Source organism: Exiguobacterium sp. s46 (assembly GCF_018618875.1).
GTDB lineage: Bacteria > Bacillota > Bacilli > Exiguobacteriales > Exiguobacteriaceae > Exiguobacterium_A > Exiguobacterium_A abrahamii.
The window spans coordinates 168,636-194,556 of the sequence record NZ_JACSMY010000001.1 but is presented as its reverse complement, the minus strand read 5'-3'; the positions used below and the strand labels follow the sequence as shown (position 1 = coordinate 194,556).

25 protein-coding genes are annotated in these 25,921 nt (G+C 46.4%); 4 read left to right on the top strand and 21 right to left on the bottom strand.

Annotated elements, in window-relative coordinates; all coding sequences use genetic code 11:
- Window positions 1–16: 16 nt before the first annotated feature.
- The 3 genes from KNQ08_RS00985 to KNQ08_RS00975 are packed head-to-tail and all read right to left on the bottom strand — an operon-like array spanning window position 17 to window position 2,053.
- Window positions 17–448 carry a Fur family transcriptional regulator gene (locus tag KNQ08_RS00985; RefSeq protein ID WP_023467528.1) on the bottom strand — a complete coding sequence of 144 codons (432 nt, stop codon included), beginning with the start codon at window positions 446–448 and terminating at the stop codon, window positions 17–19.
- Window positions 420–1,289: a metal ABC transporter permease gene (locus KNQ08_RS00980; RefSeq protein WP_064300309.1), complete on the bottom strand. Its 870-nt coding sequence runs from the start codon at window positions 1,287–1,289 to the stop codon at window positions 420–422. Before KNQ08_RS00980 ends, KNQ08_RS00985 begins: the two co-directional genes overlap by 29 nt.
- A complete protein-coding gene (locus KNQ08_RS00975) occupies window positions 1,286–2,053 on the bottom strand; it encodes a metal ABC transporter ATP-binding protein (RefSeq protein ID WP_023467526.1) in 768 nt (255 codons plus the stop codon). Before KNQ08_RS00975 ends, KNQ08_RS00980 begins: the two co-directional genes overlap by 4 nt.
- Before the next feature lie 215 nt (window positions 2,054–2,268).
- On the opposite strand from KNQ08_RS00975, the gene KNQ08_RS00970 reads away from it, so the two are divergent.
- The 3 genes from KNQ08_RS00970 to KNQ08_RS00960 all read left to right on the top strand — a co-directional run bounded on the left by KNQ08_RS00970 (window position 2,269) and on the right by KNQ08_RS00960 (window position 6,193).
- Complete coding sequence (locus tag KNQ08_RS00970) at window positions 2,269–3,807, top strand: Ppx/GppA phosphatase family protein (protein ID WP_149426951.1); 1,539 nt, start codon at window positions 2,269–2,271, stop codon at window positions 3,805–3,807.
- Window positions 3,804–5,957 carry an RNA degradosome polyphosphate kinase gene (locus KNQ08_RS00965; protein WP_214724441.1) on the top strand — a complete coding sequence of 718 codons (2,154 nt, stop codon included), beginning with the start codon at window positions 3,804–3,806 and terminating at the stop codon, window positions 5,955–5,957. The genes KNQ08_RS00970 and KNQ08_RS00965 overlap by 4 nt, the downstream gene beginning before the upstream one ends.
- A gap of 65 nt (window positions 5,958–6,022) precedes the next feature.
- The gene (locus KNQ08_RS00960) at window positions 6,023–6,193 is read left to right on the top strand and encodes a XapX domain-containing protein (RefSeq protein WP_023467523.1); all 171 of its coding nucleotides are present in this window, start codon (window positions 6,023–6,025) and stop codon (window positions 6,191–6,193) included.
- Between the two features lie 119 nt (window positions 6,194–6,312).
- On the opposite strand, the gene KNQ08_RS00955 is transcribed toward KNQ08_RS00960, so the two are convergent.
- The 5 genes from KNQ08_RS00955 to KNQ08_RS00935 form a co-directional block, all read right to left on the bottom strand.
- Entirely contained in the window at window positions 6,313–6,930 is a 618-nt protein-coding gene (locus KNQ08_RS00955; RefSeq protein ID WP_058712879.1) for a hypothetical protein, read from the bottom strand.
- A gap of 20 nt (window positions 6,931–6,950) precedes the next feature.
- Window positions 6,951–7,853, bottom strand: coding sequence for a deoxyribonuclease IV (locus KNQ08_RS00950; RefSeq protein WP_149426949.1), 903 nt, complete (start codon window positions 7,851–7,853; stop codon window positions 6,951–6,953).
- A 98-nt stretch (window positions 7,854–7,951) separates the two neighbouring features.
- Window positions 7,952–9,304, bottom strand: coding sequence for a DEAD/DEAH box helicase (locus KNQ08_RS00945; protein WP_064300313.1), 1,353 nt, complete (start codon window positions 9,302–9,304; stop codon window positions 7,952–7,954).
- A 47-nt stretch (window positions 9,305–9,351) separates the two neighbouring features.
- Entirely contained in the window at window positions 9,352–10,305 is a 954-nt protein-coding gene (locus KNQ08_RS00940) for a sugar ABC transporter substrate-binding protein (protein ID WP_149426948.1), read from the bottom strand.
- Window positions 10,302–12,065 (bottom strand): two-component system sensor histidine kinase NtrB, encoded by a 1,764-nt coding sequence (locus tag KNQ08_RS00935; protein ID WP_149426947.1) that lies wholly within the window; start codon window positions 12,063–12,065, stop codon window positions 10,302–10,304. The genes KNQ08_RS00940 and KNQ08_RS00935 overlap by 4 nt, the downstream gene beginning before the upstream one ends.
- A 145-nt stretch (window positions 12,066–12,210) precedes the next feature.
- Here KNQ08_RS00935 and KNQ08_RS00930 point away from each other — a divergent pair, with 145 nt between their 5' ends.
- Window positions 12,211–13,158: a 4-hydroxy-3-methylbut-2-enyl diphosphate reductase gene (locus KNQ08_RS00930; RefSeq protein ID WP_029341043.1), complete on the top strand. Its 948-nt coding sequence runs from the start codon at window positions 12,211–12,213 to the stop codon at window positions 13,156–13,158.
- Window positions 13,159–13,261: 103 nt separating this feature from the next.
- On the opposite strand, the gene KNQ08_RS00925 is transcribed toward KNQ08_RS00930, so the two are convergent.
- The 13 genes from KNQ08_RS00925 to KNQ08_RS00865 form a co-directional block, all read right to left on the bottom strand.
- A complete protein-coding gene (locus KNQ08_RS00925; protein WP_214724438.1) occupies window positions 13,262–14,374 on the bottom strand; it encodes a Nif3-like dinuclear metal center hexameric protein in 1,113 nt (370 codons plus the stop codon).
- Window positions 14,374–15,093, bottom strand: coding sequence for a tRNA (adenine(22)-N(1))-methyltransferase (locus tag KNQ08_RS00920; protein ID WP_350464432.1), 720 nt, complete (start codon window positions 15,091–15,093; stop codon window positions 14,374–14,376). Before KNQ08_RS00920 ends, KNQ08_RS00925 begins: the two co-directional genes overlap by 1 nt.
- A 117-nt stretch (window positions 15,094–15,210) precedes the next feature.
- The gene (gene cccA / locus KNQ08_RS00915) at window positions 15,211–15,552 is read right to left on the bottom strand and encodes a cytochrome c550 (RefSeq protein ID WP_029341040.1); all 342 of its coding nucleotides are present in this window, start codon (window positions 15,550–15,552) and stop codon (window positions 15,211–15,213) included.
- Between the two features lie 153 nt (window positions 15,553–15,705).
- Window positions 15,706–16,791 carry an RNA polymerase sigma factor RpoD gene (rpoD, locus tag KNQ08_RS00910; protein WP_023467512.1) on the bottom strand — a complete coding sequence of 362 codons (1,086 nt, stop codon included), beginning with the start codon at window positions 16,789–16,791 and terminating at the stop codon, window positions 15,706–15,708.
- 34 nt (window positions 16,792–16,825) lie between these two features.
- A complete protein-coding gene (dnaG, locus tag KNQ08_RS00905; protein WP_214804395.1) occupies window positions 16,826–18,622 on the bottom strand; it encodes a DNA primase in 1,797 nt (598 codons plus the stop codon).
- Window positions 18,623–18,768: 146 nt separating this feature from the next.
- Window positions 18,769–19,578, bottom strand: coding sequence for a pyruvate, water dikinase regulatory protein (locus KNQ08_RS00900; protein WP_047396410.1), 810 nt, complete (start codon window positions 19,576–19,578; stop codon window positions 18,769–18,771).
- A gap of 12 nt (window positions 19,579–19,590) precedes the next feature.
- Entirely contained in the window at window positions 19,591–20,220 is a 630-nt protein-coding gene (ccpN, locus tag KNQ08_RS00895; protein WP_035398363.1) for a transcriptional regulator CcpN, read from the bottom strand.
- A 21-nt stretch (window positions 20,221–20,241) separates the two neighbouring features.
- Window positions 20,242–22,302, bottom strand: a complete 2,061-nt coding sequence (gene glyS / locus KNQ08_RS00890) for a glycine--tRNA ligase subunit beta (protein WP_149426944.1) — start codon at window positions 22,300–22,302, stop codon at window positions 20,242–20,244.
- A complete protein-coding gene (gene glyQ / locus KNQ08_RS00885) occupies window positions 22,295–23,185 on the bottom strand; it encodes a glycine--tRNA ligase subunit alpha (protein WP_029341034.1) in 891 nt (296 codons plus the stop codon). The genes glyS and glyQ overlap by 8 nt, the downstream gene beginning before the upstream one ends.
- A 288-nt stretch (window positions 23,186–23,473) precedes the next feature.
- Complete coding sequence (gene recO / locus KNQ08_RS00880; RefSeq protein WP_023467502.1) at window positions 23,474–24,223, bottom strand: DNA repair protein RecO; 750 nt, start codon at window positions 24,221–24,223, stop codon at window positions 23,474–23,476.
- Between the two features lie 3 nt (window positions 24,224–24,226).
- Entirely contained in the window at window positions 24,227–25,135 is a 909-nt protein-coding gene (gene era / locus KNQ08_RS00875) for a GTPase Era (RefSeq protein ID WP_023467500.1), read from the bottom strand.
- Window positions 25,128–25,526: a cytidine deaminase gene (locus KNQ08_RS00870; RefSeq protein ID WP_023467498.1), complete on the bottom strand. Its 399-nt coding sequence runs from the start codon at window positions 25,524–25,526 to the stop codon at window positions 25,128–25,130. The genes era and KNQ08_RS00870 overlap by 8 nt, the downstream gene beginning before the upstream one ends.
- Before the next feature lie 48 nt (window positions 25,527–25,574).
- On the bottom strand, window positions 25,575–25,892 hold the full coding sequence (locus KNQ08_RS00865) for a diacylglycerol kinase (RefSeq protein WP_241492327.1): 318 nt from the start codon (window positions 25,890–25,892) through the stop codon (window positions 25,575–25,577).
- Window positions 25,893–25,921 lie beyond the last annotated feature (29 nt).

Below are 25,921 nucleotides of genomic sequence, written 5' to 3'. Positions count from 1 at the left end.
GGGCATCCTCTTTCATTTAAGATGTCATGCGTTGACAATTCGCACAGCGTCCATAAATTTCGAACTTATGATCCTCGACTTCAAAGCCAGTCTCTTGGACCGGAGAAACCCATTCCATCGGACAGACATTCAATGTTTCCGTCTTGCCGCAGATTCGGCATATCAAATGATGATGATGGTGTCCTGAAGCACAAGCTGCTCGGTATTTCATCTCACCGTCTAATTCCGTCACTTCTAATAAGTCGATTTCCGAAAAGTCATTCAAGTTTCGATAGATTGTATCATAACTTAACGAAGGATGAGACGTTCGAAGAGCTTCTGCTACTTCCCGCGCACTGACATAACGATTCACTTCAAACAGATACGATAGCAAATCGAGACGCTTCGGTGTCATTTTAAACCCGGAAGCCTTCATGCGTTCACGCGCTTGTTCGATGTTCGTCTTCATGTGTTTTCCCTCCTATCCAAAAACGTTCCAACAGCATCACGATGATCAGCTCAAGTACCGCAAGCAAGACGATCATTCCACCTGGTGCTAAATCGAACTGATAGGCCAGGATGAGTCCGAGTACTGTCGCAACCTCACCAAATATGATAGCTAAAAAGATCGTCGCCTTAAAACTCTTCGCAATTCGAAGTGCTGCCGCAACCGGTAACGTGATTAAGCTTGAGACAAGCAAAATCCCAACGATTCGCATACTGATCGCAATGACAAGCGCAACGACGATCATAAAGAGAATATGCACTAAGCGAAGGCGAATCCCGGAAACGCGCGCCTGCTCCTCGTCAAAGGAGAGGAACAACAATTCCTTATAAAAAGCAAAGACGAAGATGACGACGACGACCGTCACGATAAGAATCGTGTACACATCCGTCAAGGCGACAGCCGAGACCGTTCCAAACAAGAAGGAGACGAGATCCATTGAAAAGCCGTTCGCGAGACTGATGAATGTTGCTCCAAGCCCCATCCCCGTCGCCATGATGATCGGGATTGCGAGTTCTTGGAAATGCTTGTACTTCGCACGCAACCAATCGATCGTCAGTGCCGCGATGACCGACGTCACGATTCCTAAATACAGTGGATTCAAGTCCGCTAATTGTGCGACCATTCCAGAGATCAATAGACTGAGCGCAATTCCGGCAAGGGTGACGTGTGATAGTGCATCTGCGATCAAGCTCATCCGCCGGACGACAACGAACGAACCGATCAATGGTGCCGTGAATCCGATCAGAATGGCAGCCACTAAAGCGTACTGTAAAAACTTTAACGTCATGAACGCTTCAATCATTGGACACTCTTCCCTTCGTGAACGAGGACACGTCCCGGAACCGGATAGAGGGAGCGGATCGTCTGTTCATCTAGTTCCCAGTATTCCTTGATGCCACAGTTACACCCTAAACGTCCATCGACCAGATGAATCACATCCGTGACAAGTTTACTGACGAAGTGAATATCATGCGTGACAAGAACGAATGTCCGGCGCTTATCTCGACGAAGTTCTTCTAAGATCTCATAAAATTCTTTCACGTATCGCTGATCGACACCAACGGTTGGTTCATCCAAGATCATTAAATCAGGATCGTTGACGAGCGCACGTGCGATGAAAACACGTTGTTGTTGACCACCGGATAGGTCGCCGACTTTTGAATCTCGTCGCTCCCACATTCCGACCGTTTCGAGGGCCGTTCGTACTTTGTCTCGATCGTCGCGAGATAAGCGACGAAAGAGTCCTTTTTTGGCGTACAGTCCCATCTCAACGACTTCTGCGACAGTCACCGGAAAACCGGAGTTGAACGCTGCCGCTTTTTGCGAAACATAGCTAATCCGCCACCATTCATTGAATTGTGATTGGGATTGTCCAAATAAACGAATCGTTCCTTTCGGTTGCAATAACCCTAATATACATTTGATCAACGTCGATTTTCCGGATCCATTTTCCCCGACAATGGCTAAAAATTGTCCTTGCTCGACCTGAAACGAGACTTGATTCAACACCCGACGATCTGGGTAATCATAGCTGACTTGATCAATCTCGATGATTGGTGTTTCCATTTATTTCCACTCCTTCCGTTTTCGTAAAACGGAATAATTACGCCTTAATCAACTGTCTTATTATAGCGCCCGCCAATTATTGGTGCAACTCTAGCAACTTCCTATCCTCCTTAGAAAACATTCAAGGTACAATAAAGAAAGAAGCTAGCTGTTTCCGGCTTGTTCAGAGAGGGAATTCTTTTAGTGCACGCATCGCAGAGAGGAGTCGGAGTCATTTGAAACAAGAACTTGCAGTCATCGATATCGGTTCCAACTCGATTCGTTATGTTATCTTCCATCCGATCGCTTCTGGTCGCTATATCGAGAAGATTAATATTAAAGTCGTCGCCCGATTATCTGCTCACATCAACGAGGATGGAGCACTCGATGATGAAGGCATCGCCTTACTCGAAGAAACGTTACATCGTTTTTATGAAGTTGGTGTCACCCATGAAGTCGAAGAAACGATCTGTGTCGCGACAGCAGCCATCCGTAATGCAACGAACCGAGATGCCATCGTTGAATCCGTTACAGAAAACACGCCTTTTTCCATTCAGGTTCTGACAGATGAACAAGAAGCATACTATGGCTATTTTGCCATCATCAATTCGACCTTCTTGACTGATGGCTTTTCTGTCGATATCGGTGGTGGTTCCATGGAAGTCACCTTGATTGAAAATCGCGAAATGGTGGCGTATCACAGCTTTCCATTTGGTGCCGTCACCTTGACACGGCAATTCGTTTCGGACGAGACACTAAGTGCCAGCGATAAGAAGAAATTGGTGAAATTCCTACGGGAACAATTCGAATCGATTCCATGGCTGAGTGATAAAAAGCTTCCTTTAATCGGTGTCGGTGGTTCTGCCCGAAATTTCGTTCGGATCCATCAGTCGAATCAGGACTATCCCCTTCGAAGTGTTCACCAATATCAAATCAAAGCGAAAGAACTCGCGAAGATGGTCGACGATCTCGAAGGAAAGTCGGCGAAACAACTATCGAAAATCGAAGGACTCTCAAAAGATCGAATTGATATCTTCCTGCCGGCATTGATTGCGATTCAAGAGTTAGCCCATCACATCGAAGCGGAAGAATTCGTAATGAGTAATCTCGGTCTTCGCGAAGGTCTTGTTTACGAGTTCGATGTGCAGGACGAAGCATACCGTCGGATTGAAAACGTACGTGAGCAAAGTCTCTATCAGCTCGAAAGCGACTATAAGGTCAATCGAGATCGTGCGTCATATATTGGAACACTCGCCAAATCGATGTACCGACAGCTCGTCACGCTCGACTTGATTTCAGAACGCGCGTCTGATCTACGACTGCTCGATTCAGCAAGTCGCTTATTTTATTGTGGACAATACATTAATCCAGATACACGATCGGACCAGACGTTCTACCTGTTGACGAATACCGAATTGAATGGCATGACGCACAAGGATCGCGTTGCTCTCTCGCTCGTCAGTTCCTATTCTTCTGCCAAACGGATGAACCAGCTTGCGAAACCTTTCAAGGACTGGTTTACGGAAAAATCGCTGGATCGCTTCGACCTACTTGGATCTCTCCTCAAATTAAGTCACGCGCTCGACGTGACGGAGCGAAAAGCTGTCGATCATTTGGAACTGTTCCTTGAAAAGGATCAACTCCAATTCGTCCTCGATACAGGGGATCATGATTATGGATTCGAAGTCGAAAAAGCGGAAAAACAAAAGAAACACCTGGAACGAATCATTGATTGTACGATTACCTTCGAAACGAAAGGAGATCTTCCTTCATGAAGCTCGACATACCTGAACATTTCAATAATCGTGAGCTCAGCTGGCTCCAGTTCAACAAACGTGTGCTGGATGAAGCGTTTGACACACGCAATCCGCTAATGGAACGTTTTAAGTTTCTCGGTATCTTTAGTTCCAATTTAGACGAGTTCTATATGGTACGAGTCGGTGGTTTAAAGGATGAAGTACTCGCCGGGTTCAATAAACCAGAAAATAAACAACAGATGACACCCAAACAACAGTTACGTGCAATCGCAGCGAAAACAAAAGAGTTAGTCGATCGGCAATACGAAGCATTTCAAGCAATCAATCAGACGTTATCCGATGAAGGCATTACATTCTTGAAATACGACGCTCTGACTTCGGAACAAACGACCTATGTAAAATCCTTTTTCCGTGAACAAGTCTTTCCGGTACTCACGCCCGTTGCCGTCGATGCCTATCGTCCGTTCCCGATGCTCTCGTCAAAGTCACTCAACATTGCGACGGTGCTTGAGGCAGAAGACGGGACAAAACGAAATTTGGCGCTCGTACAAGTACCTGCTGTCTTGCCACGATTCGTCGATTTACCGGTAGAAGATGACGAGACGACGGCTGTCATCTTACTCGAAGACGTCATCATCGCCTTCATCGATAGTCTATTCAAAGGTTATCGTGTGTTGTCTGCCATGCCGTTTCGAATTACGCGTAATGCCGACCTTCCGTTTCATGAGGAAGGTACGCATGATTTATTAAAGCTGATTGAGAAAGAATTAAAAAAACGGCGTTGGGGAGTCGCCATTCGACTCGAAGTTCAAAAAGCTGCCATCAATACCGAACTGCTCAACATGTTACGCGATGTACTCGATTTACAGGAACGCGACATCTTTGCCGTGGATGGTCCGATTGATTTAACGTTCTCCTTTGCCTTCTACAGTCAAATCGGTATTGAATATGATCATTTGATTTATCAGACGATCATGCCGGTCGACCCACCGGCACTCGATAGTTCAAAAAATCTGTTTAATCAATTACTCGAACGCGACTATCTCTTGCATCATCCGTATCATACGTTTGATCCTATCGTCCGGTTCATCGTCCAAGCGGCGAATGACCCGAACGTCCTTGCTATCAAACAAACACTTTATCGCGTATCTGGTGATTCTCCGATCATCAAGGCCTTAAAAACGGCAGCGGAGAACGGGAAACAGGTCACCGTTCTCGTTGAACTGAAGGCTCGATTCGACGAGGCGAAGAACATCGAGTGGGCGAAGCAACTAGAAAAGGTCGGCGCCCATGTCATTTACGGATATAGTGATTTAAAGACACACTCAAAGATCACGCTCGTCGTCCGACTCCACGAAGGCAAGATTCAGCGTTTCGTCCATCTTGGTACCGGCAATTATAATGATTCGACGGCGAAACTATACACGGACGTCGGATTATTGACCGCTCGGGAAGAGATCGCCGAAGATGCGACGAACTTCTTCAATTGGTTATCCGGATACGGGGAACAGCCAGAATGGAACGTCATTCAAACTTCACCGAACGCAATGCTTGAGAAGTTCCTGTCATTGATTGATGAAGAGATTCATCATCATAAAAAGCACGGAAATGGTCGAATCGTTGCCAAGATGAATAGTCTAACGGAAAAAGACATCATTTTACGGCTTTACAAGGCATCGCGCGCCGGTGTCCAAGTCGAACTCATCGTTCGGGGCGTCTGTTGTCTGCGTCCTGGCATTCCAGATGTTTCGGAGAACATTCGCGTCATCTCGATTGTCGATCGTTACTTGGAGCATTCACGCATCTTCTACTTCCATCACAACGGTCAGGATTTGATGTATGGATCAAGCGCGGACTGGATGACACGCAACATGCGAAAACGGATTGAAATCTTGTTCCCGATCATGGACGAAGAACATAAGGAGTATTTAAAGGATTGCCTGGCCCTCGCCCTGGCTGATAATGTGAAGTCGCGTGAGCAGGCAGCGGATGGATCTTATCATTACGTGAAGGACGGAAAACAGAGCTGTGAATCCCAGTTGCTGATTCAAGACTATACGAGCGGCAAACTCAAACAAAAACCTAGTTTTACAACTCCATTAACACAAAAGTGGATCACGATCGAAAAGAAAGAGGACAAAGTCATTCTTGATCAAAATGCTACATGATGTTGGTCATGTTTTACCACGTACTCTACTTCAAATGCTGATTTACAGCAGAAAGGACGAAATGTATGCTTCAGCAAATCTTATTATCCCTTCTCGCCGGCGTCATCTGCGGCGTCGTGTTCACAGCACTGAAACTGCCGATTCCTGCCCCACCTGTTTTTCCAGCCGTCGTCGGAATCTTCGGTGTCTTCCTTGGGATGAAAATCTATCTATTTTTAGTAGAACGCTTTTTCTAATCCAATCAAAAAAAGTTCTCTTTGCTGCCAGCGCAGAAAAGAGAACTTTCTTTGATTCTTTTTAAGGTTTTAATGATTAAATGTCGATCGTGGGAGCTCTGCTTGAATAGGAAAAGATTTTACTCACTCTCTTCCGTTGCTGCTGCCGTATCCACCGCATGAAGCATCTGTTGATGTAACCATCGGTGACAGGTCGGGCAAACCGTCTGATATCCTTCTGGTGTCAAATGCCATTCCAGTAACGACTGCCTAGACTCCTCACAATGCATACATTGACGCGCGACTTGTTCCAGATGATTTCGCTCCTTGAAGCGCTCGATTCGACGTTGTTTAGATTGTTCGAGTGTCAGTACATCCGTTTCGAAATACCCATACTGCCATGAATCAAGCAGACGCGTGCGAAACACGCCTTCGACCGGTCCAGTTTTAAGACCAAGTTGATCGAGTGGTCGTCCAAGTAAGGGATGACGTAAATCCACACTGATGAGATCAAGGCACACATATGACCCTTCTGAGTCGTCAGCATTCGTCAACCAAAATGGATCTTCTGGACGTGTCGTATACTCGGTGAACAAGGCTTCAGCATACGCCATGATACCGTCAGTCGTCGCAAGAAACACCTCTTCTCCCTCTACCAGTTCTGCCGGCAAATAAAACGGTTCCTTTGTTTCATAGTAGTGGACAACAGCTTGTCGTATCGCAAAACTAGTCTCATCAACGACGAGTATATGACACATCACAGACACCCCTTTATGAGTTATTCGACTGGTGCTCCTAGAATCGGTAGACGCCAGTCTGCATCAAACGCACCCGAACGTAACATATCGATTTCTTGTTTATACGGTGCCACTTTTTTCTTTGGATCGAGACCAATGTATGGCGTCTCTAAGATTTTCGGTAAATGTGCCAGAGCAGTATGATGCACGACACGATGTAAGGCATCAAATCCAATCTCACCAAAACCAATATTTTCATGACGGTCCTTTCGAGCACCACGGATATTCTTTGAGTCATTCACATGGATGACACCAAGACGATCCAGTCCAACGATCCGGTCGAATTGTTCAAGAACACCATCTAAGTCGTGCACGATATCGTATCCTGCATCATGCACGTGACATGTATCGAGACAGACGGACAGACGATCATGATGTGTGACGCCTTCGATGATTTGAGCAAGTTCCTCGAAGGTTTTTCCGATTTCCGATCCTTTTCCAGCCATCGTCTCAAGCGCGATCTTGACCTGTTCGTCACCTGTCAGTACTTCATTGAGTCCTTCGACAATCCGTTTGATTCCGATTTCTTCCCCAGCACCTACATGCGCACCAGGATGTAATACGATGTGTTGCGCCTTTTCAAGCGCTTCTGCTCGTTTAATTTCTGCTGCTAAAAACGAAACGGCGAGTTCGAATGTCTCGGGTTTCGTCGTATTCCCTAAGTTGATGATATACGGCGCATGCACGACGATTTCCTCTATTCCATTAGCACTCATATGTTGCAATGCTTCTTGAATCCGTAACTCTTCCATCGGCTTACGGCGTGTATTTTGAGGTGCTCCTGTATAGACCATCATCGTCGTTGCACCGTAAGATGCCGCTTCCTCACTTGCACCTAACAGCATTTTTTTCCCCGAAACGGAGACGTGTGAACCTATTTTCATATTCTTTTCCACCTTTCTCTTTTTACAGTGTACCAAATCTTAAAAACAACAAGACACCCGAAAAATGTTTTTTCATTTCACGGGTGTCATCAATGGAATTATTTTGATTTGCGTGCGTTTTCTTTACGTTGCGCGCGACCGACACCACGTTGTTCTTTGATGCGTTCACGTTTTGCTGTTTCTTTCAACTTATATTGATGCTTCTTCTTATAACCTGGTTTAACGCGCTTTTTCGCTTTTGCTGCTTCACCCGACAGACGGCTATGCGCTGTCTTCGAGACAGCAGTTTTCATGTGCGGCTTCGCACGACGACGTTCTTTGACCTCGACGATTTGACTGCCTTTGACATCAACGTTCGTGAATTGAATGCCACGGTCCTCTAAGCGATTGATCATACCGTTCTCGTGATCTTCAAACAATGTGTATGCCAATCCATCTTGATCGACGCGACCTGTCCGACCGACACGGTGGACGTAGAAGTCTAAATCTTTTGGAATACCATGGTTGATGACGTGTGAGACACCTGAAATATCAATTCCGCGTGCTGCAAGATCCGTCACGATGACGTATTGATACTTCGCATCGTTGATTTCTTTGATGGCTTGTTTACGACGACGTGCCGGAAGATCTCCGTGAAGGGAACCAACGTTCAGTCCTGCTTCTAGGAACAAAGCTTCGACTTCGATTGCTTCTGCTTTTGTATTCGTAAAGATTAGACAGATATACGGATTCAGCGCTTTCGCGACTTTCAACGTCAATTGTGAGCGCTCACGATGCTTGACCGGAATCGTATGGTGAACGATTTTCTTCGCTGTCTGTTGTTTTGGATCCACATGCGCATAACGCGGGTTGTTCATGTATTTTTTCAAGAACGGTTGCAATTTCTCAGGAATCGTTGCTGAGAAGACCATCATCTGAAGCTGTTCTGGAAGAGCTTGCGCAATCCGGTCAACTTCTGGCAAGAAGCCCATGTCGAGCATTTGATCCGCTTCATCGATAACGTAGTGCTTCACGAAATGTGGTTTTAAAGCCTGTTCTTTAAATAGGTCTAAAATACGTCCCGGTGTTCCGATAACGATTTGAGGTGAGACTTTCACACGACCGATTTGACGTTCGCGATCCATTCCACCTGTAATAAGACTCGTCTTGATGAAGTCTGGTTCCTTCACGAGTAACGATTTCAGTTCTTCATGAATTTGCCAAGCAAGTTCGCGCGTTGGAGCAACGATGATTGCTTGTAATTCTTGAAGCTTTGGATCGACGTTTTGAACGATTGGAAGAAGGAACGATAACGTTTTTCCTGTTCCTGTTTGTGATTGACCGATGATATCGCGTCCCTTTACTGCAGCTGGGATGATCCGCGACTGAATGTCGGTCGGTTTTGTGATGCGGGCGTCATCGAGTGCTTCGATGACGAACGGGTGTAATTGATAATGGCTGAATCCATTCATGAATTGACACCGTCCTTTCCTTATTTGCTGAGGCTTCTGCCTCTCGATTAGTTCAACATGGTTATGGGTCTACTACCGTCATACAGATAGGAGTACGTATAAAAACGAGTTGGAATCTTTTTGTTTTTCGTATGAAGCTTCAATGCACTGAAGGCGACTTTCATCATCTCATCAGCACTCTGGACGACCGTCGCATCCATCGATTTCATGTCAACAGCTTCTAATATAGCACGATTCCCGTCTATGCCGACAATTATTTTTCCTTTGATACCTGCTTTTTTCAATGCTTCGAGGACACCTAGCGCAATATCGTCATTGTGACAATAGATGGCATCAAACGGAATTCCCGACTCAATCACCTGTGTCATGACCTGTTCTGAAGTGACGGGGTCGTAATCCCCATTCACGGATTCGACGATTTCAAGTTCCGGCTCACGCTCAAGACCAGTCAAAAATCCCCGGTGTCGTTCATTCGTCGTATTGACGTTTGCCGTACCCGCGACTTCAATGATGTCGGCCGTAGCTCGTCCCGTCTGCTTGATGCGTTCGTGTTTGATGAATGAGGCAAGCTGTTCCCCGATCAATTGATTATTCGAGGTAATCGAACTGACGACTGCATCGGAGCGAATCAATCGATCGATCGCGAAGACCGGAATCCCAGCACGAGCTGCCTCTTCTAACGTACTAGCAATATAGACATCATCAAGCGTCGTCACGAAGATTGCATCTACCTTCATTCGAATGAACTCTTGAATTTGCTCGCGTTCATTGATGCGTGAATTATGAGACGTCGCGACGACTGCTTCGTATTTATTTAGTTTGGCTTGTGTCTTGAACGCATCGACGAGCCGTTGCGCAAATTCATGTTTATCATTGACGATCGTGAAGCCGACGAGATGACGGCGTGGACTCGGATCCGGATTGACGAATAAATTGGAAATGAACAAAACGGATGAAATCCAAACAATCAGGACGAATAACCAGGCCTTATTGAATTTCATTCCGTTTGCTCCTTTCGAGGTAAGTGGACTTGAATCGTCGTACCGACACCCGGCTTACTATCAAAGATCATCTTGCCTTTATGATCACGAACGATTTGTTTCGACATGAAGAGTCCAAGTCCATTGCCATCGACTTTTGATGTCTTGAACGCTTGACCGACATGATCAATCTGATTTCCATCCATCCCTACCCCATTATCCTGAACAATGAAGACGACTTCTTCTGGATAAACGTGGACATGCAGATGACAGATTCCATCCGGTCCTTTAAACGCGACAGCTTGAAGGGCATTTCGAACACAGTTTGCTAAAATCTGCAAAATCCCCTCTTCTGATGCATAAATCTTTGGCATGAAGGACGGTGTATAAATCTTGCAGTCCGCTTCGTAATGATGAGCTTCCGCTTCTAAGATATATGTCAGCTTCTTCATTAAATCATTCATATCAATCGTCGTTTTTTGAAGTGCGTTGTTTTCGCCTTTCGATAAATCAAGCATCGTTTGAATCATGCCATTTGCTCGATCCAGTTCCGATAAGGCGAGAATCAACATTTCTGGATCACGATCCTTTTCTGCTGCTAACAACTGTAACGTCATCTTGACTGGCGTTAGTGGATTGCGGATTTCGTGGGCAATTCCTGCTGCTAGTTGACCGAGTGATGCTAATTTTTCTTGATGTAACATCGTTTGTTGTTGACTCAACTGCTCAAGGCGCGCATTTTCCATCCGTTGAGCGTACTCGTTATAGGCAGCAACGAGTGTCTTGACTTCGTTTGATCCGGCACGCTCGAGAACAATCGGTTTGGGTGAGGTGCTTTTCTCGATCTTCTTCACAAGTTCAAGCATCGGTGCTGTCAATTGTTTTGACATCAAATAGCCGACGATCAGACTGAGGACGAGCGTCAAGGCAGCGATGATCAAATACTGTTGCCGTGTCGTGTAGACTGGTTCATAAAAGACGCTTCGTGGCGTTCGAACGAGAATCTTCCAATCCGTCACCTTCAAATCTTTCGCGAAGTAATACATGTCCTGGTTCGTACTAAAAATCTCAGAAGGTTCTACCGACTGAAACGCACGTTCAATGACACTTTTCGATAATAAGCGTTCTTCATCCGGTACTAGATTACTAGATGTGGCTAACAATTCTTTTTTACTATTGAATAGGTAGGCGATCGTCTGATCGTCAAATGATTCAAGCGAATTCCGAAAAACGATCGAGTTCATGACACTTAACCCACCACCAAAGACACCGACGCGTTCATTGCCGTCTCGAACCGGAACGAACATATAGGTGACAGCATCTGATTCCATCGTATACAACTTACTCATATGAAAGTCCGTACTCGTCAACGTTTGCAAGAATTCATCGTCTTTTAGGATCGTACTGTTTTCTATACGTCGATCCTCACTTGAGAACCAAGTGACTTGCTTCGTCTGTCGATCAAAGTAGAAGAAACTCTTAAATCCTGTATCGATGTCTAATAGATTCGATTCTTCAATTTTTTGTTTCAGCTTGTCGGGGTTTTTGACATTCAACTGCAAGCTCATGATCTCTTCATGCAGATTCCCGACATTGTCGCGAATCGCATTTCCTGAGACCTCGACACTCTTCTCGCTCTGTTTCTCTGTTTGTTGCTCGACGCGGGAAATCGTGACCCGGTCCGCAGTGAAGGCAAGCGCTGAAATGACAAGACAAATCAGGATGAATAAGACGGCGGTGATTTGAAAAAAATACGACCGCATCATTTTCTTAGACTCCATCCCTTCGCCTCCCTTTTGAATAATTGACAACTTCATTAGTATAGCATGTTCTGTGGATGAAACAGACTCCTCTATTTTCATTCAGCTTCAATCAATGGTACACTCTAACTAATCATTCTTTTTCACAAAGGGAGAATCCATAACTATGCTAGTAAAAAAAATCAGCCCCCGCGGCTATTGTTACGGTGTCGTCGATGCAATGAAACTTGCACAACAAGCGGCATTGAATAAAGACTTGCCACGTCCGATCCATATTTTAGGGATGATCGTCCACAACGCTCACGTGACACGTGAGTTCGAAAATATGGGTGTCATCACTGTCGATGGTCCCGATCGCCTCGAAGCGTTAGAGACGATTCAAGAGGGTACTGTCATCTTTACCGCACACGGCATCTCACCTGCAGTTTATGCACGTGCTGCTGAGAAGAACTTACATGTCGTCGATGCAACATGTCCTGACGTGACGCGTACGCACGATTTGATTCGTCAAGTCGTCGCGGATGATTATGAAGTCATCTACGTCGGCAAACACGGACACCCGGAACCTGAAGGTGCAGTCGGTGTAGCACCAGAGCATGTGCACCTCATCGAAAAAGTCGAAGATATCGATGAACTCCCGCCACAGCTTGCTCACAAAAAAATCATCGTCACGAATCAGACGACGATGAGCCAATGGGATGTCCAAGCTTTGATGGAACACGTTCGTAAAAAATATCCGCATGTAGAAGTACACAATGAAATCTGTAACGCAACACAAGTCCGGCAAGAAGCGGTGGCTGATCAAGCAGGAGATTGCGATCTCGTCATCGTCGTCGGTGATCCGCGTTCGAACAACTCGAATCGCCTAGCACAGGTATCCTTCGATATCGCAGGAACTCCAGCGCATCGGATTGGTGATTTAACGGAACTTGATTTGACTTGGCTTGAGGGTGTGACTCAAGTTGGTGTCACATCAGGTGCATCAACGCCAACACCAATCACGAAAAAGGTCATTGATTTCCTCCAACAATATGATCCTGCTGATATCAGTACGCATGACAAGACACCATTCCTTGAATTACGACGCATCTTGCCTAAAGTTAAAGTACTTTAATCATTACAATCGATACAGCAAAACCGAGTCGCGATCCTCATTCGCGACTCGGTTTTTTTGTTATGGAATATGACGATATCATCGACGTATTTCATTCGATTCATCATAAAAACTGAAACGGATTCGTATTCGCTGTTGAAATCAGCAGCTCGACATCGATTTTTTTCTGTTCGAATCGACGCTTCAATTCGTTGACGACGCCTTCCTTCATAACCGACTCCACATGATGTCCCGGATCGACGACTGCTAGTCCAAGTGCCATCGCATCATGCGCCACATGGAAATAGAGATCCCCTGTCACAAGGACATCTGCTCCCGCAAATGCTGCAGTCGAGACGTACTTATTGCCGTCACCACCAAGTACTGCTACTTTTTGGATGTGGCGTGATTCGTCTCCGACGAAGCGTAAGTTTTGTACACCAAACGCATCGCGAACATGCTCTGCAAATTCCCGCAACGTCATTGCTTCCGGTAACCGACCAATCCGTCCAAGACCAAGTGATGTTGCCGGACGTTCTTGACGAATGAGATCATAGGCGACTTCCTCATATGGATGAGCCTGTTTCATCGCTCGAATGACTTGTTTCTGATTCAGTTCCGTGACGATCGTCTCGATTCGGACTTCTGAAACGCGTTCGAGTCGTCCTGCTTCACCGATATACGGGGTAGCTTCCGTCAACGGTCGGAATTGACCCGTTCCATTGACGTGGAATTGACAATCACTGTAGTCTCCTTCTTTTCCTGCTCCCGCTTGTGCAAGGGCTGTTGAAACATGCTCTACAGCCTCAGTCGGTACGAAGACACTTAGTTTATATTGTGTGTTTTCAAATGTCGGAGCTAGTACTTCACAAGACTCAAGACCAAGCGCATCTGCCATCCAGTCATTGACCCCGCCTGGTGTCACGTCAAGGTTCGTATGCGCAGCATACACCGCAATATCGTGTTTGATACATTTTGTGACGATCCGTCCTGTTGCAGAACGATCCGTCACATTTGCTAACTTACTAAAAATCGGTGGATGATGCGCGATAATGAGATCGACCTTCTTTTCAATTGCTTCATCGACGACAGACTCCAAGACATCAAGTGTCACGAGCACACGTTTGACGTCCTTGTTCAATGTTCCGATTTGTAGACCAATCGGATCACCTTCGAGTGCGAATTTTTTCGGAGCAAATGCTTCAAACTGCTCAATGATATGGTTCCCATTCACCATTAGTTCGTCACCTCTTCCATCTTTTGAATCAATCGTTCGATGGCTTCGATTTTTTCAGATAAAACCTCCGTTGCTTGCCCTTGTTTCATCTGAGCTAAGATATACTCTCGCTTTTGTTTTTCAATCTGCCATTTTTCAATGAATTCTGGTGCACGTTCCCGCATTAACTGTGGTCCAAAGAACAATTCCCACTGACGTGTTGTTTCGTCCTCTGAGTAAAGTGTTTCATCTCCACGTTCTGCAACGAGAATTTCATAGATCTTTCCGTTCTCCTCGACAATGGCTTCAGACAATAACGCATATGAATTCGTCAGCAACCACTTCCGAACATCGACTGCATCGACATTCGGTTGAAGAATCAAGCGTTCCTCACCTGACAACCGATCTTTTCCTTCCTCAAGGATAGAGGCAATCAGCGTTCCGCCCATTCCCGCAATCGTAATCGCCGTTGCTTCGCCCGGTTTCAAAACCGATAAGCCACTTCCTAAACGGACATCAATCTGTGATTCAAGACCAACAAGCGCCACTTGTCCTTTTGCCGCTTCCATCGGTCCCTCATTCACCTCTCCTGCAATCGCACGCTCGATTTTCTTTTGTTGTACACAAAAACAAGGTACGAATGCATGATCTGATCCAATATCTGCGAGGATCGCTCCTTGTGGAATATACGACACGACTTTTTGGAGTCGTTGATCCAATACGACGTTCATTTGCATCATCTTCATCCTTCCTATTTTCCGAAAAACTCTCTTTTAAAAATAGCGGATTTACGCTAAAAAAGATACCATACACCACAAAAAAACATCCATCTCGTAACGAGATAGATGTCCTTGTTCTTATTTCTTAGCAGCTAACCATTTGGCTAGAACAGCTGCTTCTTCGTCATTCGCAAGACCGCCAGGCATTTGCCCTTTACCGTTCATTGCGATGTCTTTAATTTCATCTTCTTTCAGCTTCGCGCCGATCTTTGTTAAGTTCGGACCTGTTCCGCCTTCTAAGTTTCCACCGTGACATCCTGTACATCCTTTAGATGCAAATAAGTCTTCCGGCTTCATTTCTGCAGTTGACGGCCCTTTGCGAGCTTCCTTCACCTGATCGACCCCAAAGTAAGACAATGAAATCATAGCGATGATGGCGATGACTGCGATCGCCGCGAACGGTACTAATGGATTACGCATTTGGATTCCCCCCATATTCTATACCCAACCAAGTTGGTGACTGAATGGTATTCCCCGTTACTATTCTACTGTAAAAAAAACAGGGAAGGAAGAAAAAAACGAAACTTTTTTCTTCCTTCCCACTAAAATTTCATATATTCTTCACACTTTGAATTAATCGAGGAAATCTTTCAAGCGTTTCGAACGACTCGGGTGACGTAACTTCCGAAGTGCTTTTGCTTCGATTTGACGAATCCGCTCACGTGTAACGCCAAATACTTTTCCGACTTCTTCAAGTGTCCGTGTCCGACCATCGTCAAGACCAAAACGAAGACGAAGGACGTTTTCTTCACGATCCGTCAGTGTATCTAACACATCTTCGAGTTGTTCTTTCAAGAGTTCGTATGCTGCAGCATCTTGTGGTGCCGTCGCATCTTGGTCCTCGATGAAATCTCCGAGATGTGAATCGTCCTCTTCCCCGATTGGAGTTTCAAGAGAAACCGGCTCTTGCGCAATTTTCAGGATTTCACGGACTTTTTCCGGCGTGATTTCCATCTCTTTCGAAATTTCTTCCGGTGATGGTTCACGTCCGAGATCTTGCAAGAGTTGACGCTGGACACGAATCAATTTATTGATCGTCTCAACCATGTGAACCGGAATTCGGATTGTCCGCGCTTGGTCAGCAATCGCACGTGTGATTGCCTGACGAATCCACCATGTTGCATACGTCGAGAATTTATATCCCTTCGTATAGTCGAATTTTTCGACCGCTTTGATCAGACCCATGTTGCCTTCTTGAATCAAATCAAGGAACAACATACCGCGTCCGACATAACGCTTCGCAATCGAAACGACGAGACGTAAGTTTGCTTCCGCCAATCGTTTTTTTGCTTCTTCATCGTTTTGCTCGATTCGTTTAGCGAGTTCGACTTCGTCTTCTGCATTCAACAGATCAACGCGGCCGATTTCTTTTAGATACATCCGGACAGGGTCATTGATCTTGACACCAGGAGGAACAGACAAATCGTTTAGATCCGCCTCTTCTTTTTCGTCCCCTGTGCCGTCATTGTTGACCTTGATACCTTCTGTTTCAAGCAATTGAAGGAATTCCTCGAATTGCTGAGCATCCATTGATTCGAACGAACTTAGTTTGTCTTCGATCTTTTGGTGTGACAATTCACCATTTTTATGTCCGAGCGCGATGAGTTCCTCTTTCGCGAGACGGAGTAATTCAGCTTCTGATCTTGCTTTTTCTGCCATCGAACCATACACTCCTTCCACATCATGCAGCAGGTCATCGATCTTTTAAACGACGCTTCCGTTCTATGATCGCCTGCATCAGCTCCGCTTGAGCACGGATATCTGTTTGTTGATTCAATCGTGACTTTTCTTCTTCTAACAACCGACGTTGCTGTTCATTTTGGACGGCACGAATGTAGTGACTGAGTAAATCAGGATCATACTCAGGCATCAGCATGAACTCTAAATCCGCTACGATTCGTTGCAAAGAAGCGTCGTGCAACATCGTCAAAAAACGATCAGGACTTCCTTGCGTACCTGCTCCGTAAAATTCATATAGCTTGCCGGCAATCAATTGGTGTGCCGGATCATTGAATTGGACACCTAGTTGCTCTCGCACTTCAAGACATACTTCTTCTGAACGGATCATGTAGGCAAGCAAGAAGCGTTCTGCCTTTTTCCAGTTCGCGAACGTTCGGTCAGGAGGTGCTGTCGGTAGAGCAGTTGGGCGATCGGAAACGATTTGTTCTCTCTTCGGTTGTTGGACGGTTGGACGCACTTGTGCGATCAAGGAGTCTTTCGAGAGTTTAAATTCCTCAGAAAGTTTTCCTAAATAAATGTCCCGTAACAACGGATTGGATGTTCGACCAATCTCTTCAAGCATAGTTTCAATATATCGAACGCGTTCTCCTTCTAATCGCAAGTTTTTTCCTTGTCGAAAATAAAAAGATTTGAATTCAAGACTTGAAACCCGTTCTTGTTCGATCCAGTGTAAAAACGTCTCTTCGCCCTGATTCCCAATGAAGGAATCCGGGTCTTCGCCATCCGGTAAACGGATGACGGAACAGTCGACGGCAACGGCTTCAAGCAATTGTAGGGCTTTTAACGTCGCAGCGCGTCCTGCCTTGTCTCCGTCATAACAAATAATGACTTCATCGACGATACGTGCTAGGTTTTGGGCATGAACCGGTGTTAAGGCTGTTCCTAAAGAGGCTACCGTATAAGGTATACCCGCTTGAGCGACACGCACAACATCAAGATTCCCCTCAACGAGGACGACTTGTTTGATTTTGCGCATCGCCCCTCGTGCTTGAGCGAATCCGAATAACAGTTCACTTTTATTGAACAAAGGTGTTTCCGCTGTATTGACATACTTCGGATCACGACCATCAATCGAACGTCCACTAAATCCGACGATCGTGCCATCACGATCGGAGATAGGAAATACGACTCGACCGTTGAATCGATCTCGATAATCGCCATCGCGTCCGATTGAAATCAATCCCGCTTCGACCATCTCATCTAAATCAAACCCACGCCGTGCCAAGGAATCCACTGTAAAACGATCTTGATCCGGTGCATACCCGAGTCGGAACTCACGCATCGCACCCTCACGGATACCACGATTCTCTAAATAGATTCGTCCCGCGTCGCCTGCTTCCGTTTGAATCAACACCTCATGATACAACTCGGTGACGATCCGATGTGCCTCGCGCATCCGGAACTTCTTTTCCTGTTCAGGTGTCGATTCCGATTGTTCGAATCGATCCGGCTCCAGTTCTGGAAGTGTGACATCGCTGCGATCAGCTAATTTAGAGACGGCTTCCTTGAAACTCATTCCTTCTGTTTCCATGACAAAAGTGATCGCGTTTCCACCTGCACCACATCCAAAACAGTAGTACATCCCTTTATCAGGAGAAACAGAAAAGGAAGGTGATTTCTCAGAATGAAACGGGCAAAGCCCTGAATATCGATTCCCTTGTTTTTTTAATTCTACACGTTCTGAAATCAATTCGACGATGTCCGTTGCTTGGCGGATCTGATCGACGATTTCATCAGGAATTCGCTTCATTCCGTCCTCTCCCCTTTCCTTGAGAACTTATCCTTACATGACCATACCCGCAATGAAACGGAACGATGACTCGTTCCGTTTCATTAGAAAAAGGGCATTATCTCATTTATCAGCTAAACAAGTATACTATGTTCCTGACTGCTTGACTAGTCATGCGCTTTCCCGGAAATTCCAGTCAAAATCAGATTCGCTGTTTCCTCGACTGCTTTATTCGTCACGTCGATGACTTGGCAACCGATTCGTTCGTATAAATTCCGTGCGTATTCGAGTTCCCGGTTGATTCGGTCCATCTGCGCATATGCTGCTTCTGGTTTGAGTCCTAATGAACGCAGGCGTTCCATTCGGATGTCGATCAACTTTTCCGGTGAGATGAGTAGTCCAAAACATTTTTCTTTTGGAATGTCGAATAGCTCCGCTGGCGGGATCGATTCAGGTACGAGTGGTACGTTCGCTACTTTATATCGCTTCAAAGCCAGATACTGCGAAAGTGGTGTCTTTGATGTACGCGACACCCCGATCAAGACGATATCCGCACGTTTGATACCTTTTGGATCACGTCCATCGTCATACTTGACAGCAAACTCAACCGCTTCGATTTTTCGGAAATATTCTTCATCTAAGCGATAGATTAAACCTGGCTCTTCCTTCGGTTGCATCTGCAAGCGATCTTCCATCGTGTCAAGCAATGGACCAAGTAGATCAATCGCTTTTACACCGTGGGCACGAGCTGTATCTGCAAGCAGACGACGATGGGTCGCATGAACGATCGTAAAAGCAATCGTCGCTTGTTCTTCTTTCGCATGAAGAACCAAGTCATAAATGACTTGATCATCATCGACGAACGGAATGCGGACCGTCTCGATGGCTTGTTCCGGGAATTGGATTGCAGCTGCGCGGACGACGAGTTCACACGTCTCTCCGACAGAGTCACTCACGACATAAATCCGTTGACGCATCAGGAACCCTCCTTAAATTTCTTCATCACGTGCTAAAGCGACCAACACTTTCGTCATGTTCGTCTTCGTCATTCGACCCACGACTTTCAAGACGCCGTTCTCCTCTTCGACGACTGGCATTGAATCAATCTGCTTTTCGATCAGTTTCATACCGGCACCAATCAACGTCTCCGATTTTTCACAGACCGTCAAATTCGGCATCCGTGTCATGATGATATTGACCGGTAACGAGTCTAACTCTTGATTACCGATTGCCGCACGTAGAAAATCCTTACGTGACAACACACCGACCAACGCATGGTCCTTACTGACGACGAACAGCGAACCTACATCTTCAAGGAATAAGTGAACGATCGCATCGTATACGGTCATCCCTTCATGAATGACCTTTGCCGACGACATGAATTCGCCGACGGTCAAGGTGTCGAGTTTCTCATGAAGCATGGACGCATTTTTCTTTCCAACGTACATATAGCCGACACGTGGACGCGCTTCTAGCATGCCGGTCATCGTTAAAATCGACAAATCGGGTCGTAACGTCGCCCGTGTCAAGGAGAGTGCAGAAGCAATCTGCTCTCCCGTGATCGGACCGTTCTCTTTGACGATTTGGAGTATCTTTTTTTGCCGTTCATTTAACTTCATCGGCTCATCCGTCCTTTTTCTTTACGCTAAAGTAAGTGCATTGAACCGGGCGACTGATTCGATGGCTTGCGCAAATCGTTTCATTTCGCTAAGACGGTTCGTGCGGACTGTTTCGTCGTCCGTCATGATCATCGTACCGTCAAAGTATGCTGTGATCGACGGAACGGTTGCCTCAAGTGCCTCAAGCGCTCGTTCATAATCAAGTGACGCGATCGCTTGATCGACCTCTGGTAAGGTCTTCTCAATCGCCTCATGTAACGCGCGTTCCGCATCATTTTCAAAGAGCGCTGGATTAACAGTTGTGGCGTCTTCTGCTTTTTTCGAGATGTTTAAGACACGGCTGAGTTGTTCGACCGTTTTCTTGAACGATTCTTTTTTCGTCGCACTTTCAAGCATCGCAGCACGCTGCTCATTCGCTTCGACTGTCAACGTATGATCAAGAGCGGCTTCGACGACATCATGACGGAAGTTCATTTCCGATAGACGGTATTTCAAGCGTTGTGCAAAGAAGTCTTGTAATGCAGCTTGAACTTCTTCGGCATCCTTCGCGTAAAGACCTGCTGCCACCTGTTCTGAAACGACGAAAGCAATCAGTTCAGTCAATGTCAGATTCAACTTACGATCTGATAAAATCTGAACAATCCCTTGTGCTTGACGACGCAATGCATACGGATCCGCTGATCCACTTGGAATCATACCGACACCAAAGAATCCAGCGACGCTGTCCATCTTATCGAGAATCGCATAGAGTGTTCCTGTCGGTGTCTCCGGACTTGCATCCCCCGCGAAGCGTGGCATGTAATGTTCACGAATCGCAGCCGCGACTTCTGGATCCTCATTCTTCATGTTCGCATACCGCTCACCCATCAGACCTTGTAATTCTGTGAATTCATAGACCATTTGACTGACGAGATCGAATTTATAGATTTGTCCTGCACGTTCAACACGTGTTTTGTCCGCACCGACACGATCTGCAAGTGCGAGCGCCATCTGACGGACGCGACGGACTTTTTCGCCTGTCGTTCCTAATTTTTCATGGAAGACGATTTTATCAAGGCGTTTCGCCTGTTCATCGATATCTGCTTTTTTATCTTCTTCATAGAAGAACTGCGCATCGGCTAAACGGGCACGGATGACTTTTTCGTTTCCGCGTGCGACGTTTTCAAGATGTGTTGCGTTTCCGTTTCGTACCGTGACGAAATAGTGGAGCAACGCACCGTCACGTTTGACCGGGAAGTAACGTTGGTGTTCTTTCATCGTCGTGATCAAGACTTCTTCTGGTAACTCAAGATACGCTTCATCGAATGCACCGAACAAGGCTGTCGGATACTCGACGAGGTTCGTGACTTCTTCAAGTAAAGACGCATCAATCGGCACTTCGAATTGTTCGCGTGCCGCAAGCGCTGCGATTTGTTCTTCGATCAATTGACGACGTGCTTCATAACTGACGATGACGTTTTCTCCTGCGAGCGCTTCAACATAAGCGTTCGGACGCAGGATCGTGATGTCCTGCCCGAGGAAACGATGTCCACGTGATGTCCGACCTGTTTCGACGGATGCGACTTCAAACGGGATGACTTGATCGTCAAGCAGGGCAATCAACCAACGAATCGGACGCATGTAACGTAACGATTGTGTGCTCCAACGCATGTTTTTCGGGAATGTCATCGCTTCGACGACTTGTTTTAGTCCAGGAAGTAGATCGGCTGTCGCTTGTCCGACTTCCTTACGTGTCGCATAGAGATACTCGACTCCTTTTTCTTCTCCAAGGAAGAGATCGTCCGTCGTTAACCCTTTACCACGCGCGAACCCTTCGGCTGCTTTCGTCCAGTTCCCTGCTTCGTCCATCGCGATACGTTTTGCTGGTCCTTTTAATGTCTCTTCGAGGTCACTTTGACGTGCTGCGAGACCTTTGACATACACTGCAAGACGACGTGGTGTCGAGAAGGATTCGACGCTTGTGAACTCAATCCGAGCTTCTTCAAGGAAACGCGTCACGCGTTCCTTGAGTTGTGTTTCGGATTGAAGGACGAATCGAGCCGGCATCTCTTCTAAACCGATTTCAAGTAATAATTCATGCATGTGACTCACCTGCTTTCGACTTGATCAATGGGAAGCCAAGACGTTCCCGTTCTTCGATGAAACTTTGCGCACAACGGCGCGACATGTTCCGGACACGATGGATGAATCCTGTACGTTCCGTAACAGAAATCGCACCCTTCGCGTCGAGAAGGTTAAAGGTATGCGAACATTTCAAGATGTAATCATACGCTGGGAAAACGAGATTCTCGTCCAAGGCACGATTCGCTTCTTTTTCATATTGATCGAACAACGTGAAGAGTAAGGCGACATCTGATGTTTCAAACGTATACTTCGAATGTTCGAACTCCGGTTGATAGAAGATATCACCGTATTTAAAGCCATCCGTCCAAACGAGATCAAAGACACTCTCGACGTCTTGAATGTACGACGCGAGACGTTCGATTCCATAAGTGATCTCTACTGCGATCGGATTACACTCGATTCCACCGACTTGTTGGAAATACGTGAATTGCGTGATTTCCATCCCGTTCAGCCATACTTCCCAGCCGAGACCTGCAGCACCGAATGTCGGGTTCTCCCAGTTATCCTCTACGAAACGGATATCATGTTCGAGTGGGTTGATACCGAGCAACTCGAGACTTTGTAAGTACAATTCCTGAATGTTGTCAGGTGATGGTTTCATGATGACTTGGAATTGATGATGTTGATACAGACGGTTCGGATTTTCCCCGTAACGACCGTCAGCCGGACGGCGTGATGGTTCTGTATAACAAACGTTCCATGGTTCTGGTCCGAGACTCCGTAAGAATGTCATCGGATTCATCGTACCGGCTCCTTTTTCTACGTCGTATGCTTGCATCGTCAAGCAGCCTTGTTCTGCCCAAAATTTTTGTAATGTCAAGATCATGTCTTGTACTGTCATCTTCACGACTTTCACCTCCGAAATGATTAAGGAACGCAAAAAACGCCCCTATGTACAACAATCGTTGCACATAGGGACGAGACGAGCCCGCGGTTCCACCCTACTTGCATGCATCGCATGCCACTCTTTTTGACAAAGAACACTCCGAAACGCCATTCGCGCCCCTCTCACTCCCAGCTCGCACCACCCTGGAATCGCTTGATTGAGAAAAAGACGGTACTCCTTTTCGTCATCGTGTTCATTTAGTTGCTTCTACCGCATTTATTCTACCGAACCCGCTTGTTGCTGTCAATCGTTGCCGAAATCAATCAACTGGTCGAGGACACGTTTTGAACGCAGGCGTAACCCGCTGTAGCGTTCCATATAAGCATCCATGATTTGACGCAATAGACGCTTCGTTTCCGGCTTCACTGTCACGGTCCCGATCCGCGAAAAATCGTAGACAGAAAACACGTAGAGCATCTTCGCGACTGCTTCTGACATGAAGACAGCATGTTCATCCTCATGGCGATGCCGGCGACAGAGTAGACCGCCGTGGTGTAACGAAAAAGCAAACGGTGCTTCAGCACTCCCGCAAATCGTACAGCCGTTCAAGTGTGGCGCAATCCCTAGATGACGCAACAGGCGCAACTCGATGATGAAGGAGACGACGTCGGGATCGAGTCCTTCATCCATCGCCTCCAGTCCTTCGACGAACAAATCATAGAGTGCCGGTTGCGGCACACGTTCATCAAGCGCTTTATCTGCAAGCTCCAGTAGATACATCGCATACGCCATCAAGACGACATCTTGCCGGATATGCGCATGACTCGTGATGACGTCTGCTGATTTCAACTGACCGAGACCACGTGACCTTGGATAGATATAGACGGCTCGAACGAAAGGCTGGCTTGCCGCGTTAAAACGACTACCCGGCTTCTTCGCTCCTCGCGCCATGACGGCGAGCTTGCCGTATTCACGTGTCAGTAGCGTGACGATTTTATTCGATTCACCGTATACGACCGTTCGTAGTACAAGCCCTTCCGCCTTATCGATCATCGCTTAGTACTCGTCATCGCGGAAGCCAAGTTCACGCAATTGACCGGCCTTGTTGCGCCAATCTTTTTGGACTTTAACCCACAAGTTCAGGTAAACTTTCGTTCCGAGTAACATCTCGATGTCCGTTCGTGCTTCAGAGCCGATTTCTTTTAGAAGTGCTCCGCGTTTACCGATGATGATTCCTTTTTGGGAATCGCGCTCGATCAAGATCGTCGCATGGACATCGACCATGTTGCCATTCTCACGCGTCTTGATTTGATCAATCGCGACTGCGATCGAGTGTGGTACTTCATCGCGTGTCTTTTGCAGGACTTTCTCACGGATCATCTCTGAGATGATGAAACGCTCCGGGTGGTCAGTGACTTGATCCGCCGGGTAATACATCGGTCCTTCCGGTAAGATCTTCGCGATTTCTTCAAGTAACGGTCCGACGTTGTTACCTTGTAACGCAGAGATTGGAACGACTGCCGCAAACTCAAGCTCATTTTTATATGACTCGATGATTGGCGGAATATCATTCGGATGAATCAAGTCGACCTTATTCATGACGAGAATGATGGGTGTATCGAGTTCCTTCAATTTTTCAATGATGAAATCGTCACCTTTTCCTTTTGGTTCCGTCACGTTGACCATGAACAAAATCGCATCAACTTCACGCAATGCGTTCGTCGCGACCTTCATCATGAAGTCGCCGAGTTTATGTTTTGGTTTGTGAATCCCTGGTGTATCGATGAAAATCGTCTGAACGTCTTCTGTCGTATAGACACCTTGGATCTTGTTTCGCGTCGTTTGTGGCTTATCAGACATGATGGCAATCTTTTGTCCGATGACACGGTTGAGGAATGTCGATTTTCCGACGTTTGGGCGTCCGATGATCGAGACAAAGCCCGATTTGAATCCTTCTTTAAACATGTAAATCCCCTTTCGTGAATGCTCCTGGTAAGAGGGCACCCACTGTTGTTTCTGTGACATCCCCTTTAAGGTTCGTCAAATAGATTGGCATATCCGCATCACACATCTCTGATAACACTTGGCGGCATTGTCCGCATGGTGCGACCGGTCCTTCCGTGTCCGCAACGACAGCCATCGCTGCATACTCACGCGCATCCTGTGCCCACGCAGAAAAGATTGCTGTCCGTTCTGCACAGTTACAAAGACCATATGCAGCGTTTTCAATATTGCAGCCATGGAAGACTTGTCCGTCTTTTGTTAGTAAAGCAGCACCGACTTGGAATTTCGAATATGGAACATACGCTTTTTCGCGTGCACGTTTAGCTTGTTCGAGTAATTGTTCTGTTTTCATGTGAATATCCCCTTCTTAGGAACGGTATTGGCCAAAAAGGCCGGATTCTTATTGTACCAAATATGGGATGAAGATGCATAGTGCAATTGCAATAGATGTAAGCGCCAACACAAGAACAGCTCCACTTGCAATATCCTTGACTGCTTTTGCCAGCGGATGCCATTCCTGCGTTACGAGATCAACGACGCGCTCAAACGCTGTATTGAACATCTCAGCACTGATGACGATCCCGACCGTCAAGAAGAGGATCGCTCGCTCGACAGATGTCAAGGGTAATAGAAAGGCGACAAGTAACACGATGGCACCAACTGTCACATGAACTTTCATATGCCGTTCCTCTCGAATCGATTGGCGCAATCCGTTCATGGCATGCCGAAAGGGTTGCCACCAGCTTT